The organism is Mucilaginibacter sp. cycad4, from assembly GCF_034263275.1.
GTDB lineage: Bacteria > Bacteroidota > Bacteroidia > Sphingobacteriales > Sphingobacteriaceae > Mucilaginibacter.
On the sequence record NZ_CP139559.1, the window covers coordinates 3,265,501 to 3,281,334 of the forward strand.

Below are 15,834 nucleotides of genomic sequence, written 5' to 3' on the forward strand. Positions count from 1 at the left end.
TACTAACCCGGTATATAAAGCAGGGTTACGCCCCAAAAATAAGTTTCTTAAATGATATTTCTTTTATGGAATAGTAAATAGATAAATAACTTATCTAAGATACGCCAAAAGCAGCATTGGCAAAATGGAGAAGTGCACCGCGAATATTTTAAGGAGAAAGTAAGTATATTTTGCCGCAGTCTTAAACAGGGCAAATATACGTTCACCGTAAACCTCATCCCCGTTACAACGGTAAATACACCCTGAACCCGGCCAAAGCCGAAATGATGTATTTCCCGGTATTTTACGGCAGAGAGGGGATGAAGAGCGTGGTCATTGATTAGAACCTTGATTTTCCTGATTTAAGGATTTCTTGATATCATAATCTATCAGGTAATCCTTAAATCCTAAAAATCATGGTTCCTTAGAATTTCAAGTGTTTAACCGTTAACCCGTTATTGATCAACTGCTTTAACGATTCGATACCGATGTGCAGGTGTGTTTCAACAAATTGCTCGGTTACTGATGAATCGCTTTCGGCGGTTTTTACACCTTCGGGGATCATCGGCTGATCTGACACCAGCAGCAATGCGCCTGTAGGGATCTTGTTGGCGAAGCCGGTTGTAAATATGGTTGCTGTTTCCATATCAACGGCCATGGCACGTAAATCTTTCAGGTATTTTTTAAATACTTTGTCGTGCTCCCAAACGCGGCGGTTGGTGGTGTAGCAGGTACCAGTCCAGTAATCGCGTGAGTAGTCGCGGATGGTGGTCGAAATAGCTTTTTGCAGCGCGAATGACGGCAATGCGGGCACTTCCTGTGGCATATAATCGTTTGATGTACCTTCGCCGCGGATAGCAGCTATTGGCAATATCAGGTCACCTACGTTGTTCTTCTTTTTCAAACCGCCGCATTTACCTAAAAATATTACAGCTTTAGGATGAATGGCAGTAAGTAAGTCCATTACAGTAGCAGCAACCGAGCTGCCCATACCAAAGTTGATAATGGTAATCCCGTTGGCAGTAACGCTCTGCATCGGCTTTTCAATTCCCATGATAGGCGCGTTATCATGCCATTGCGAAAACAGCTGGATATACTTTGAAAAATTTGTGAGGATAATATACTCGCCAAATGCTTCAAGGGGCCTGCCTGTGTAACGCGGCAGCCAGTTGGCTACAATTGCTTCTTTAGTCTTTAATCCTGATTTTACGGGCGATTGCACTTCCTTCACCGGCGGTGGTAAGGCATCTCCGTCTTTTTTAATGTTTAATTCTTCGTTCATATGATTTCTTTTTATACAGCAAACCCCGGTATGATAACCAGGGCCGCTTTATTTTTTTAATAAATATAAGTGTTTACTTATATACTGTACGTTAAGCTACTTTTAACTTTTTCAGATCAGACTTTTCAAATTTTTCGTGTGCGTAATCTAACGTTACGTTCAAACGTTTCACATCTTTTTTAGATGGAAACTCAAACATAGCATCAATCATGATAGCCTCGCATATTGAGCGTAAGCCCCTTGCACCAAGTTTAAATTCCATTGCTTTGTCAACAATAAACTCCAATACTTCGTCTTCAAAATCAAGCTTTACACCTTCGTATTCAAACAGTTTTTTGTACTGTTTCAATAACGAATTTTTAGGCTCGGTAAGGATATTGTGCAATGCTTCCCTATCAAGCGGGTTGAGGTAGGTTAGCACCGGTAAACGGCCTATCAACTCGGGAATCAAACCAAACGATTTCAAATCCTGCGGGGTGATATATTTGTAAAAATTCTTGGTGTCGATATCGCCTTCGTCGTGTTTAAACTTGTAACCAACCGTTTGGGTACGCAGGCGATTGGCAATCTTTCTTTCAATACCGTCAAATGCTCCGCCGCAAATGAAAAGGATGTTGCTGGTATTTACGGTGATCATTTTCTGATCCGGGTGTTTACGGCCACCTTGCGGTGGTACGTTAACCATGGTGCCTTCTAATATCTTCAATAACGCTTGTTGCACACCCTCTCCGGATACGTCGCGGGTTATAGAAGCATTATCGCTTTTACGTGCTATTTTATCAACCTCATCAATGTAAACAATACCTTTTTCGGCAAGGGTTACATCATAATCGGCAGATTGTAACAAACGGGTGAGGATACTTTCAACGTCCTCCCCTACATAACCTGCTTCGGTTAATACAGTGGCATCGCAAATGCAAAACGGAACGTTAAGTACCTTGGCGAGTGTTTTGGCAAGCAGGGTTTTACCCGTACCTGTTTCACCTACCATGATGATGTTCGATTTTTCAATCTCAACCTCATCTTTATCAATACGCTGGTTTAAGCGTTTATAATGATTATATACAGCTACCGAAAGTATCTTTTTGGCATCATCCTGTCCAATAACATACTGATCAAGATGTGCCTTCATTTCTGATGGCTTAAGCAAGGCCGGCGCCAGAGGCGATGACTTCACTTTACGTACCTTCAACTCCTCAGCCAATATTTCATTGGCCTGGTTCACACATTTGTCACAAATGTGTGCATCAAGTCCTGCTATTAACATCAGGGAATCCTGTTTACCGGCACCGCAAAATGAACACCTGATCTCTTTGCTGTTTTTATTCATCTGATTCGTCTTCTTACTCAAAGTTAAAAAATTAGTGGCAGAAAAAAAAATTCTGTCCGTAAGTCGGGAAAGTCAGCAAGTCCGGAAGCAGCTCCGCTTCCGGACTTTAATAACTTTTTAACATTCCAAACATCCGGACTTTCCGACTTATCGGACTTCCGAACTCTCAGGACAAAATTATTTTCCTTTGTTACCTCTTAAAATTTCATCAACCATACCAAATTCTTTGGCTTCCTCGGCAATCATCCAGTAATCACGGTCAGATGCATCCCAAACCTTTTGATAAGGTGCACCACTGTGATCAGCAATGATCTGGTACAGCTCTTTTTTCAATTTAGTGATCTCCTGGTAGGTGATCTCAATATCCGACTGCTGGCCCTGAGCGCCGCCTGATGGCTGGTGGATCATTACCCTTGCATGCGGAAGCGCTGCCCTTTTACCTTCTGTACCTGCTACTAATAATACTGCAGCCATTGAAGCGGCCATACCTGTACAAATGGTAGCCACGTCATTTGATATAAATTGCATAGTATCATAGATACCTAAACCTGCATAAACCGAACCGCCTGGTGAATTGATATAGATCTGGATATCACGTTTAGCATCGGCCGATTGTAAGAAAAGCAATTGAGCCTGGATAATGTTTGCAATATTATCATAAATGGCATCGCCAAGGAAAATGATACGGTCCATCATTAAACGTGAAAACACGTCCATCGCCTGTACATTAAGCTGGCGTTCTTCAAGAATGTACGGCGTCATGCCAGTTGGCACGGTAGTGATTCCAGAAGGCATGCTGCTTCTTTCAACACTTCCAATATACTTGTCTACATAAAGACTGTTAATACGGTGATGCTTAACAGCATATTTTCTGAATTCGTTTTTATCGATATTACTGTTCATGGTTTTTGTTTGTTGTTCGTTAGGAAATGCGGGCGTCTTACCCGCGATAAATATAGTTTTTAGTTCAATAGATTTTTTGCAAGATAGTTTTTATTAAGTAATTTTTTGATGAGGCCTTTTTGAGTCGGCAAGTCCGAAAGTCGGTAAAGTCCGAAAGTTACTTAGCATTTACACAGGTCTGATATTTTGGACGATTATCCATTACTGAACCCATAAGACGGATAAGCCCCAACACCTTCTCGCCTGAAAACACCAAAAGCAACCCGATGAGTTGCTTTTGGTGAATATGCTAATCTCCAACAGGAGATAAAACTGCTTACTGTGCTGCTGTAACCAATGCACTGAAATCAGTGTAAAGGATATCCTGCTTATCTAAAGTGATCACATTTTTGATATAATCAAATACCTTTAATGCTTTTACCTCTTCAAATATTTTGTTAGCGTTGTCTTTGTTTTGCAGGTACTGAACAGTGTACTGACCTAACTGATCTTCAGGGATCGCAGTTGGGCTGTACATCCTGAACTGCTGATCTAAACGGATCTTAGCTAATTCAAACACATCTTCGTATTTAATCTCGATAGAGTTGTCGGTAATGATCTTATTTTCGATCAAAGTCCATTTCAGGTTTTGAGCAAAATCATTGTAACCGCCTTCTAATTCCTCGTCGCTCAGTTTTTCGTTAGTTGCTTTTAACCAGCGTTTCAGGAACTCATCAGGAAGGGCGAAATCAACTTTAGCGATAGCCAGTTTGTACATGTCGTCCTGCAATTTGCGGTCGGCATCCTGAACCATCATACTTTCAAGCTCCTCGGTAATTTTAGCCGTGAACTCCTCTTCGGTAGTTACTGTACCTTCACCAAATAATTTGTCAAAGAACTCCTGGTTAAGATCGCTTTCTTCTAAACGGTTAACGTTTTTAACAGTCAATTGGAAATCTGACCTTAAATCAGCGGCATCGTCTTCTTCAATTTTCAATAAACCGGCAATTTTAGCTGCGTCGTTATCAAAAGCTTTACGAATATCGAATGTTAATACGTCGCCTTTTTTCAAACCGATCAGTGAAGCTTTGATAGCTTCGTCTTTGATCTGATCTAAACGTACAGACGCTGTATTGGTTATTCCACCCTCAAAAACACTACCATCAGCCGAAAGTTGAACCAATTCGCTGTAAAGAACGTCATCATCTGCCGATACGTCAGGATTTGTCATTTTGCCATAGCTCCTGCGGATATTTTTGATCCTTGAAGCCAGCGTTTCGTCATCAACTTTAATTACGTATTGGGTTAATTTATCTTTTGATGAAAAGTCGATGCTGAACTCAGGAGCCAGGCCTAATTCATATTTGAACTCAAAATTATCGGCAAAATCCCAGTTATATTCTTTGTTATCATCGGCAGCAGGTAAAGGCTGACCTAATACGGCCAGTTTTTGCTCGTCGATATAGTTATTTAAAGTATCTTGTAACAGGTTGTTGATCTCATCAACAAGGATGCTTTTACCGTACATTTTTTTGATGTGCGATGCAGGCACCATGCCCGGGCGAAAACCAGGAATTTTTGCTTTTTTAGCATTTTCCTTTATAGCTTTTTCAACACGTGGCTGGTAATCTTCAGGGTTGATGTTAATTTTAACAACTGCGTTCAGGTCATTAATTTTTTCCTGTGTAATATTCATCTTTTACCGGGTATTTAATTTAATCCTTTGAAATATAGCCTAAAACCTAATCCGTGCTATACAAAATTCGAGGCGCAAAAGTATGAATTTATTTTTAATTAGCGTTTGATTTTATATTGTTTTCGAGGAAAATGAAACTGCTTTTAAATGAATTGACCGGCAGGGTCCGCACAACGATGGCGTATAAACTTGTCCGAACCTGTGTTTGCCTGAACCCGAATTAAACGATTTTTAGAATTGATTGAAAACAAGTGGACTTTCATATCGTTTTTGGTAAATTCTTTAATTCAATAAATTCAGGTCCAGACAATATGGGCGTTCCCGTTAGCTAACGGGCCGGGCTTTACGCTGCAAGTCCTCGCCTTTCCTGCCCGCAATCCCAACCCGCGCTGTGGGCTTTACGCTGCTATCCTGACGCGGCCTCCGCACTGCCCATAAAACCGGGCGTTAAACCCAACTAACCTCTAATCTCTATTTCCCATTCCTTTCAAATTTTACAACATGGTTACTGATGGGCTTTATCGTTTTCAAATACGCATAAATCGCCTCCAGGTCTGACACCTTCATACTGCCATATCTCCACCATGGCATAATGGTCTGAAAATCGCCCGGCTTTACCGGTGTTGGCTGTATTTTACCATTTGCATATTGGGTGAACCGGCTTACAAATTGCTCCTTTGTCCAGCTGCCTATCCCGGTTTCTTTATCGGGCGTAATATTGGCCGAAAACACTTTGCTTCCGCCCGGTACAATATAACCCTGTCCACCGGCAAAAGCCATTGACTCATTCAATTTACCTTTATCTGACTGGGTGTGACATTCTTTGCAGGCAGCTGCATTTAATAAATAAGCTCCATATTTAACAGTATCCACCGGATTTGGGATATTACCCAGCGCAGCCTTTTGCGGCATGGTATGTACTATAATATTCAGCGGAAAATCGAGCTGATGGCCCGGGTAGTTTTTACCGCTGGGTTTTAAAGTGCGGATATAAGCAATAATGGAATAAAGGTCTTCCCTATCCATTTTTGCATAGTAAGGCCACGGCATTATCGGAAATATGGCCGAACCATCTTTTTTAACACCGGTGGTCATTGCCCTGAAGATTTCGCCATCAGTCCAATTGTTTAAATTTAACGGAGTAATATTAGGCGAATAAACCGTGCCGGGAAAACCTGCTGAAGCATCAAATTTTTCACCGCCAGAACCGGAAACTGTCGAATCGGAAGGGCCTGCAAATTTATCCCAGCTCCGGGTAGAATGGCAATCCAGGCAAACCGTAACATTATTGGCCAGGTACTTGCCGCGGGCTATGCGTTGCGGTGTGGCATCTACTTTAGTAGTTTCGGGTTGGCCCACATTGGGCAATGCCAGCGTTATGTAGGAGATGCCGGCAACAGCGATGAGGACAAGCGTTATAACTACATAGGCCGTCCATTTTAAAAACTTTTTCATTCAAATTTTTAATTAGTGATAGGTGGTTAAAATCAAAAAAGGCCGCGAATCAATTATATCCCTCAGCCTCTTTGTTTATTATTATAAAAGTCGATCAGTCAACTTTTTTGATGGACGACGCACCCGATTTATCGTTATTCACAGTAGATGGGGAGCCTTTGTACTCAATTTCGGAAGCACCGCTGGTATGCACATTCAAAGTTTTAAGCACGTTGATCTTGCAATGGCCAATGCCCGATGTTTCAATATCATAGTCACCAACAACAAAATCAAATGCTTCTATTTTACCTGCACCGCTCAGGTCAATTTTGTGCGATGCTGCCTGGCCTGTAAGGTGTACTTCTGTTGCTCCACTGCCGTCGGTTGATACATTGGCCGCATTGAGGTCAAGGGTTACTTTTGTGGCACCTGAAAGATCAAGCTTAAAATCTTTGGCGTTAAGCTTGCCGTCAGAATTAACTTCAACCGCGCCCGAAGCTTTAATTTCATCAAGGTTTTTCACGCCGATATTGATCACCATATCGCCGGGATCGCAGAAATTCTTTTTTGATTTAATGTGCAATACGCCACCTTCAACCGAAGTTGAAATATATTTAATCAGGTTGTCATCAGCTTTGATATCGATAGTTAAAGAGCTATCCTGCTTCAGGTGTACTTTAAACGCGCCTGAAATTTCAACTTTTTTAAAATCTTCGGCCTGGCGTTTTTCGGTGGTTTGATTGCCTGAGCCATGCACACATCTGTAGTTGCATGATGATAATATGCCGGTGGTTATAAATGCACTTACTATAGTGAAGGTAAAAAGGTATTTTTTCATGGTTTTGGTGTTATGACGCCGGTTGGCAGTTTAGTGTTACATCAAAATTAAAAAAAGCTATCACATTTTGGGTGATAGCTTTTGAATATATGATAGGCTTTTATGAAAGTGAGCGATTAAAGACCTGCAAATTCGTTTTCAACGGTGTACTTTGCAGGGGCGTTGGTTACTTTATCGGTAAAGCTTGCTGCGGCAAAAGCGTTGTTGTTTACAAATGATTCGCGGGTGTGGTTCAGGGTGTAAACATCGGCGGTACCGGTAAACTCCGCTTTAGCTTTATCATTAACGTTAACTGTTGCTGCATAAGCATCAACGTTTAATTTGGCTGATGCGTTGTTGTAAAGGTTAACGTTCAGGTCAAGGGCTGTTAGTTTTCCGAATGATTTAACCTCGGCATTGTCATAAGCATTAATAGCTTTAAGATCATTTGCAGTTACCCAAACTACCAGTTTTTCGTTTTTGTATGAGGTGATACGCAGTGTACCGTTGTTGTTTTGTACCAATGCGCTTTCTGAGTAATACTTGTTATAAACTTTAACATTGTCATTTTCTCCGGCTGATACATATACTTCAACATTACCGCGAACTTCGATCTTGCTGATCTTGCTTACGTTGTTTAAAACTACGGCTGCGCCGTTATCAATTTTGGTTGTTGCATTAGCTGCGGTTGATACTCCAAGTGCTAAAACTAAAGAGGTTGCGATTGTTAATATTGTAGTTTTCATGATGATTAATATTTTGATTGTCAATTATTTGTGTTTCTATTTCATTTAATACACAGATAAGACGCCCCCATTTTTAAAACGTTACAGCGGTTTCGGGCAAATTAGATGTATAGCAGGTTTTAGTCGGCAAACGGCGGAATATCATCGGTAAAAGCGGAAGAAATTTTGACTGCAGATGTGCAGATTTCTGATGTGCAGATGAAAAATGGAAGGAATGGGGGCGCTGGAAGTAAAAATAACGCTGTCCGAAGTCTCTGACTTCGGACGACTATGCCTGTAGTCTCTGACTACAGGATATTTTGCTTAAGAAAGTTGATAGCCTAGTATGCCTGTAGTTTGCAACTACAGGCATACTAAATTCGAAGTCAGAGACTTCGAATAGCGTTATATATCTAATTAGAACAAAAAAAACGCCGCTACCCGGTTAAAGGCAACGACGCTCCAGAAAACAATTGAGGTCAGTTCAACTTACCACGGAAGTTCTTCGCCAAGGTGTATGAACCTGCCGTTAGGGCCATCCTCGCCAATAAGCGACAGTTCAACACTGGTTTTGGCACCATCAGGGACAGTCATTGGTGCATGTTCAACACTGCCCAGTTCTGTTTGCACCCAGCCCGGATGTGCAGAGTTTACTTTGATGTTGGTACCTTTTAATTCATCGGCCAATAATACAGTGAATACATTCAAAGCTGCTTTTGACGATGCGTATGATAAACGTTTAAAATCGGCTATTGGGCTGCCTTCAGTCGCATGCAATGTAATTGAGCCCAATATGCTCGATAGGTTAACAATACGACCGGCTTCGCTCTTTTTAAGCAAGGGAAGCAGTTCATTAGTTAAATATACAATGCTGAACAAATTGGTGTTAAAGATGTACTCAAACTCATCCGGCTTTGTGGCAACGGTCTTTTTAACAAATAGGTCATCATCTTTAGGACCAACACCTGCATTATTTACAAGGATATCCAGTTTACCAAATTTATTTTCGATATAAGCAGCAACTGCTGTTCTTTCGTCGGCATTGGTAACATCCAGCTGAACACCGTATGCTTCAATACCTTGTGCCGTTAACTGTGCAACAGTTTCTTCGGCAGCGTTTAATTTACGTGCGGCCACTATTACAGCCACGCCGTTTTCGCCTAATTGTTTAGCGGTTTCAAAACCGATACCGCGGTTTGCGCCTGTTATTAAGGCAATTTTTTTTGTTGACATGATATTTTCTATTTATGGTTGAGTGAATGATGATTAATTAATTTGCGGCAACATGATCATGATCGGTACTGGTTGATACCTCAATCCATTGATCAATTTCGTTGCTTGTTTTTTCGGCATTGGCTTTATACATTCCTACCGCATCCTTACCAATAGGCAGGTGTAACGGAGGGTTTTCATTATGAGCGATGTCAACTACCACCTGGGCCAGTTTCTTCGGATCGCCTGGTTGGTTACCATGTAACTGATCAGCACCCGTCCTCATAGGGCCAACTGTAGCGGCATAATCGTCAATGATATTTTTTGAAGCGCTGTATGATTCGGCGCTCAGGAACTCGGTGCTGAACAAGCCTGGTTCAACTACGGTTACTTTAATATTAAGCGGTTCAAGCTCAACTGCAAGGCCTTTTGAAATACCTTCAACCGCAAACTTGGTAGAGCCATACAAAGCCCAGCCAGGGATAGCATCAAAGCCAAATAACGAAGAAACGTTAATGATATGACCTGATCTTTGAGCACGTAAATGAGGTAGCACGGCACGGATTACGTTGAGCAGACCAAACACATTGGTTTCATATTGCGCTTTCACTTCTGCATCGGTGGCTTCTTCAATAGCGGTCACTATACCATAACCTGCATTATTGATCACTACGTCAATTTTACCAAAGCGTAATAAACCTTCGGCTATAGCGGCTTTAACCTGTGCTTCATTGGTCACATCCATAGTTACCACCAACAGGTTAGGGTCATTATTCAATGAGACGGCAAGCTGGTCGGCTTTGCTGCGTACGGTTGCTATTACTTTATCGCCAGCGGCCAATGCTGTTTTAGCTATTTCTAAACCGAAGCCTTTTGAGGCACCGGTAACTAATATTACTTTTTGAGTTTTCATGGTTGTTATTTGTTTTATAGTGCTTTATTATTTTTAGACTTTTTAGTCGTTTTTATCTCTTAAAAAAAGACCGTCTCCGGTTCTTTGTATCGTACTTCCCATTTATCCCTTGATTACAATCGACCAAAAAGTCTATTTAAAATCAAAAAAAATTATTTCAGCTGATATTCCTTTAATTCGTTTTTGAGCATGCGCACAAGGCTGTTCATATATTTGCTGCTTCCGGTTACCCTTGATACCAGCATCCCTCCTTCCAGCGAAGCAAATGCCTTTAGTGCATAATCTTCGGCATCTATTTTGGGAGATATTTCGCCATCAGCAATACCTTTGTTTATGATTTCGGTAAGGGTCTTTTGCCCTTCTTCAATCTGAATCTTTAGCTTTTGCTTAAGCATGGGGTTATTATCATCGGCCTCAACACCAAAATTAAGTATCGGACAGCCACCGTTTATATATGAATCTATCGGATCCTTATAAACATCAATAAAGGCGAAGATCTTTTTTACAGCCGTCTTTTCCTTATTTACAACTGCTGTTACCTTATCGTTCAGTTTACCCAGCAGGTAATCAACCATTACCCTGGCAATTTCGTCTTTGCTTTCAAAGTGACCATAAAGGCCGCCTTTCGCCATCCCGGTTGCAGCCAGGATATCATCAATGGTAGTACCGGCTATACCCTTTTCATTAAAGATCGGCGCTGCCGTCTCTATAATGAATTGCCTGGTTCTTTCTGCTTTGCCCATTGTTGTTTTATTTGACGAGTCAAAATTAGACTAAAAAGTCGAAAATTGAAATTGTATTTTGATTGATGACATTGGGATGAAAGAAGGGTTTATGAGTGTTTAAATCCGGCGACTCTGAAGGTAAAAATAACACCTCTACGCCGTCATGCTAAGTAGGTAAATTGGGACTCTGAAGGAGAAATGACATCTCTCCGCCCGTCATCCTGAATTCATTTCAGGACCCCACTGGATAGGTAGGCGACTTGCTTAGCATGCTGCTTAGCGAGTGGGGTGCTGAAACAAGTTCAGCATGACCGTCTTTGTCATGGGTAACTTATTTCAGCACCCCACAAAAAAAAGCAGGCGATTTGCTTAGCATGTAGCTTTGCAGGTGAGATGTTGAAACAAGTTCAACATGACAATATTTTTTTAGTTATCCCATCGGTAACAATAGTAAAGCATCTTTTAGCACGCGCTCGCATACAACTCAAAACGAACAAAAAAGCCGCCCCTTTCAGGGCGGCTACACTATATATAATTGACTCAAAAAAATGGCATTTATAAAGTTGCAAAATCATTAACCCTTGGTTTGGTTTCTTTGTTCAAAGTTTCGGTAGCGTGGGCGTATGCTAAGCCATTGCTGTTTACATTTGAAGTTGCGTTGCGGGTTAAGCTATATTCGTTAGTGTTACCTTTAAGTTCGGCTTTTGCGTTGCCGCTCAGGGTGATGCTGGCGCTGTAAGTATCCAGGTCAAGACTGGCAGATGCGTTGTTGTTCAATTTAACATCAAGCTCAATGCCTGAAAGATTACCGAATGATTTGATCTCTGCGTTATCATAGGCGTTAATAGCGCTCAATTGGTTTACGGTTACCCAAACCACCAATTTTTCAGTTTTGTATGAAGAGATGCGCAATACGCCTTTTTGTGACTGAACCAACGCGTTTTCAGAATAGTAACGGTTGTACACTTTCACTTGGTCGGCCGGGCCGCTTGATATGTACAGTTCAACGTTACCGTAAACTTCAATTTTGTTAATTTTGCTGATGTCGGTTAAAACGATGCCTGCATCATTTTTTGCAGTATTAGCAGATGCAATGTTTGCGAAGCCAAGTACCATAAACAGTACGGTAGCGATGGCGGTTAATGTAGTTTTCATGGTATTAATATTTTGATTGTCAAGTGATTATTATTTTATTTCATTGAATACACACATATGACGATCCCAATAAAAAAACGTTACAGCAGTTTTGGCCTAATTAGCCGGAGAGCAGGTTTTTGTCGGTAAGCGGGTGATTTTTCCCGGTGAAATGGGGGAGAAAAATTGAGGGCGGATTAAGATTATAGCGCATTAATAATTATTAATGTCATGCCGAATCTTGTTTCGGCATCCCACTCGCTAAGCTTCCGTGTGCTGAACAAAGCGTTGATATGTCCTGTGGGGTCCTGAAACAAGTTCAGGATGACGGGTAAGCTATTAAACGGACAAACCCATCAACTCAAATAATAAGCCTCACCATCAGTTTTAATCTTTCCGGCATCGAGGAGCAGGCGTACGGCTTCCATTTTTTCCTTTTCGGTACCAATGTTGATCCCGGTTATCAGGCCGCCAATGTCCGGGTTCGAGATACTGAGCAGTTGCACTATTTCGGTGGTGATATTATCGAAGATCTCGTCCTGGTTTACCCGGCGTTTTTCTTCAAGACAAACATCGCAGACGCCACACTTGCGGCCATCAGGCTCGTCAAAGTAAGCCAGCAACATCTGGCTCCGGCACCGTTTATGAATAGCGTAGGCAAAAACCGCTTCCATTTTTTGACGGTAAACCTCCTTGCGCTGCTCAATATATTTCCTATCGATAATGAGATGACTTCCTTGTACACGCGGCTTTAAGTAAGTAACCTGGGGTTTATCGGTTTGCTGCATATAGCTTAACAAGCCATATTGCTGCAATTGTAACATCCCTTCAATAACCTGCTGAACGCTTAAGCCTGTTCGCCTTGCAATATCAAACTCCTTAATGCGCACATAATTCTCAAACGCGCCTCCGTAGGAACGCAGCAGGGTTTTGATGAATGGATCCCAGCCTGCGTTCTGGATCTGGAAGTTGTATAATTGTTCGTTAACTACCTCAAACTGGAAACGCGAGGGCAAAAATACGCTCTCGTTAAAAGCCAGGTATTCGTCGCGCTCCAAAAACTTAAGGGCGTTAAGCGTTTTAATAGCATCGAGCTTAAAGCGGCTGCAAAATTCGCCGAGGTCAAGATCAAAGCTCAGTCCCTCGCCGGCCTCATAGGCTACCTGGTAGTAATTGGCCAGGTTATGGTATACCTGCTTAATCTCCTCAACAGATGGAAAATTAAGTTCATACATCTTTTCCTGCTTAAGCTTGTCGGCAGGGGTATATAGCAATACCCCAAACGCCTTGTTACCATCGCGCCCGCCCCGACCGGCCTCCTGGTAGTAAGCTTCCAGGCTTTCAGGGATATCCTTATGGATCACAAACCTTACATCCGGCTTATCTATCCCCATGCCAAAAGCATTGGTAGCTACAATAACCTGTACCCGGTTATTTTTCCAGGCCTCCTGCTTTTCGGCACGCTGATCAATAGTCAGTCCTGCGTTATAATAATCAGCCCTTATGCCGTTATCTGTCAGGAACTTTGCTATCTCAAACGTTTCTTTTCTGCTCCGTACATATACAATGCCGCTTCCCTTAACGCTGCGTACAATATTCAGCATTTTCCGGAACTTATCTTCCTCATGCTGCACCACATAGCTGATATTGCGCCGTTCAAAACTTTGCTGATAAACTACCGGGTTCTTGAATTTTAGTTTTTCCTGGATATCGGCCTTAACATCAGCCGTTGCTGTAGCCGTGAGTGCAAGCACCGGCACATTCGGGTGTAGTTTCCTTAAATCGGCGATATGCAAATACGGCGGCCTGAAATCATAGCCCCACTGCGAGATACAATGCGCCTCATCAATGGCAAACAGGTTCACTTTCATGTACTTTACCCGTTCACGCACCAGCTCGCTTAATAGGCGCTCAGGCGACAGGTACAGGAATTTCACCGACCCGTAAATGCAATTATCCAGCGCCAGGTCTATCTCACGGCGCCCCATGCCCGATACTATGGATATGGCATTGATCCCTTTGGCCCGCAAGTTTTCAACCTGGTCTTTCATCAGGGCAACAAGCGGTGATATCACAATGCATACACCCTCTTTAGCCAATGCCGGCACCTGGAAACAAACTGATTTTCCGCCGCCGGTGGGCAAAAGCGCCAATGTATCGTTCCCCAATAAAACAGATTGGATGATCTCGGCCTGCATAGGTCTGAAGGTATCATGGTTCCAGTACTGTTTTAATATTTCTTCGATTATCATGGGCATGTGCTGACCTCAAAACTATTAAATTTAAGGGAAATTTGGGCGGGTTATGAGTTGAATTGTCCGCCCGTCATTGCGAGGAACGAAGCAATCCCCGATTTGCAGAGCCGCCCTGTATAGTTTGAGATTGCTTCGTCCCTCGCAATGACGCGTTGGAGATACCATTTAATTAAAACCCCATCAACCATTTATAAAACCCCGGCCAGTCACCATTCCATTGCTTTTCGTTGTGCGATGCGCCTTTGATCACTGTTACCGGCGCATTAGAAGCACTTATCCCTTTGGCCTTTACGATATCGGCCATTTTTTGCATATCGGCTACCATGCTTTCGCTTTCAGCATCGCCGCAAACAAAATAAAACCGGCTCATTTTACTTACATTAGCCTGCTGGGCCTGGTCATAAATTTGAGGTGCAATCCAAAACGCCGGTGAAAATACGCCGGCATTTCCAAACACCTCAGGGTATTTAAGTGCTGCATACATGGAGATAAGCCCACCCATTGAGCTGCCGGCAATTGTTGTGTGCGCAGCATCACTTTGCGTACGATAATGCGTATCAATATATGGCTTAAGCTCCTTCATCAAAAATTGAACATAATCATCTCCCCTACCTTCACCATATTTTGAGTTATACGGATCATATTCGGGTATTCGATATTCGCCGCCGTGATCAATACCCACAATAATGCATTCCTGTCGAGCCGGTATTTTATCCATAAGCTCGTCAATGCCCCATTCGCCATAGCTGGAAGTATACTCATCAAAAAGGTTTTGCCCGTCATGCATATAAATTACCGGGTATTGCTTCTTGTCTGCATCATACCCGGCGGGCAGGTAGATCCAAACGCGGCGTTGCCTGCCCAATTGCGGCATCTCAAAATTTTCGCTAATGATATGTACCCGGGCAGTAGCCGTATGTTTCTTTTCGGGTTGTGCAAAATTGTCTTGCCAGCCTGCTATATCAAGTTTAACGCCCGTATCTCTTTTTATTATAAGGTCACGGTTATCGATGGCCTTTCCGGCGGCATCGCATTCCACTGTGTTCCAACTGCCACGTGTCACTTTAAAATGGATAATCCCGACCGGCAGGTCTTTTTTTAACACATAACTCCCATCCGGGGTTTTGAGCAATTCCCAGGCCCTGTCGGCAGGGTTCCAGCCGTTAAAATCACCTGCCAGAAACAGGTGCTCAGGCGGGCTTTTCGGTGCTACAATTTTGCCGGTAAAAAAGGAGATTTTCACCTGGCTAAAAAGCAAAAATTTTTGGCCAAAAAGCAAAAACGCGCAGAAAATTATTTTTTTCATCATGATAAAAAGGGCAAAACCGGGAACGTTTCCGGGAACGTTCCCGGAAATTGGTTGCATAAAAGTAAAATCACCTATTGTGTAAACTTGACACTTACCTATTTCTAAAATATGTGTTTAAATCCAAATTTCGCATAAAAACAA

General features: G+C 42.3%; 13 protein-coding genes. All 13 read right to left on the reverse strand.

Features of this window, described 5'->3' with window-relative positions; translation table 11 throughout:
• Positions 1–403: 403 nt before the first annotated feature.
• The 13 genes from SNE26_RS13090 to SNE26_RS13150 all read right to left on the reverse strand — a co-directional run bounded on the left by SNE26_RS13090 (position 404) and on the right by SNE26_RS13150 (position 15,693).
• Positions 404–1,261, reverse strand: a complete 858-nt coding sequence (locus SNE26_RS13090; RefSeq protein WP_321559800.1) for an AMP nucleosidase — start codon at positions 1,259–1,261, stop codon at positions 404–406.
• A gap of 91 nt (positions 1,262–1,352) precedes the next feature.
• Positions 1,353–2,591 carry an ATP-dependent Clp protease ATP-binding subunit ClpX gene (clpX, locus tag SNE26_RS13095; protein WP_321560033.1) on the reverse strand — a complete coding sequence of 413 codons (1,239 nt, stop codon included), beginning with the start codon at positions 2,589–2,591 and terminating at the stop codon, positions 1,353–1,355.
• Between the two features lie 177 nt (positions 2,592–2,768).
• Complete coding sequence (locus tag SNE26_RS13100) at positions 2,769–3,494, reverse strand: ATP-dependent Clp protease proteolytic subunit (protein ID WP_321559801.1); 726 nt, start codon at positions 3,492–3,494, stop codon at positions 2,769–2,771.
• A gap of 316 nt (positions 3,495–3,810) precedes the next feature.
• On the reverse strand, positions 3,811–5,169 hold the full coding sequence (gene tig / locus SNE26_RS13105; protein WP_321559802.1) for a trigger factor: 1,359 nt from the start codon (positions 5,167–5,169) through the stop codon (positions 3,811–3,813).
• Between the two features lie 471 nt (positions 5,170–5,640).
• Positions 5,641–6,624 (reverse strand): cytochrome C, encoded by a 984-nt coding sequence (locus SNE26_RS13110; RefSeq protein WP_321559803.1) that lies wholly within the window; start codon positions 6,622–6,624, stop codon positions 5,641–5,643.
• A gap of 94 nt (positions 6,625–6,718) precedes the next feature.
• Positions 6,719–7,441, reverse strand: coding sequence for a head GIN domain-containing protein (locus SNE26_RS13115; RefSeq protein ID WP_321559804.1), 723 nt, complete (start codon positions 7,439–7,441; stop codon positions 6,719–6,721).
• Positions 7,442–7,557: 116 nt separating this feature from the next.
• Complete coding sequence (locus SNE26_RS13120) at positions 7,558–8,166, reverse strand: GIN domain-containing protein (protein ID WP_321559805.1); 609 nt, start codon at positions 8,164–8,166, stop codon at positions 7,558–7,560.
• 468 nt (positions 8,167–8,634) lie between these two features.
• Positions 8,635–9,378: an SDR family oxidoreductase gene (locus tag SNE26_RS13125; protein ID WP_321559806.1), complete on the reverse strand. Its 744-nt coding sequence runs from the start codon at positions 9,376–9,378 to the stop codon at positions 8,635–8,637.
• A 37-nt stretch (positions 9,379–9,415) separates the two neighbouring features.
• Positions 9,416–10,270, reverse strand: coding sequence for an oxidoreductase (locus SNE26_RS13130; protein WP_321559807.1), 855 nt, complete (start codon positions 10,268–10,270; stop codon positions 9,416–9,418).
• Positions 10,271–10,422: 152 nt separating this feature from the next.
• Positions 10,423–11,013: a TetR/AcrR family transcriptional regulator gene (locus SNE26_RS13135; RefSeq protein ID WP_321559808.1), complete on the reverse strand. Its 591-nt coding sequence runs from the start codon at positions 11,011–11,013 to the stop codon at positions 10,423–10,425.
• 537 nt (positions 11,014–11,550) lie between these two features.
• Positions 11,551–12,150: a GIN domain-containing protein gene (locus SNE26_RS13140; RefSeq protein WP_321559809.1), complete on the reverse strand. Its 600-nt coding sequence runs from the start codon at positions 12,148–12,150 to the stop codon at positions 11,551–11,553.
• Positions 12,151–12,485: 335 nt separating this feature from the next.
• Positions 12,486–14,381 carry an ATP-dependent DNA helicase RecQ gene (locus SNE26_RS13145; protein ID WP_321559810.1) on the reverse strand — a complete coding sequence of 632 codons (1,896 nt, stop codon included), beginning with the start codon at positions 14,379–14,381 and terminating at the stop codon, positions 12,486–12,488.
• A 172-nt stretch (positions 14,382–14,553) separates the two neighbouring features.
• Entirely contained in the window at positions 14,554–15,693 is a 1,140-nt protein-coding gene (locus SNE26_RS13150; RefSeq protein ID WP_321559811.1) for an alpha/beta hydrolase-fold protein, read from the reverse strand.
• Positions 15,694–15,834 lie beyond the last annotated feature (141 nt).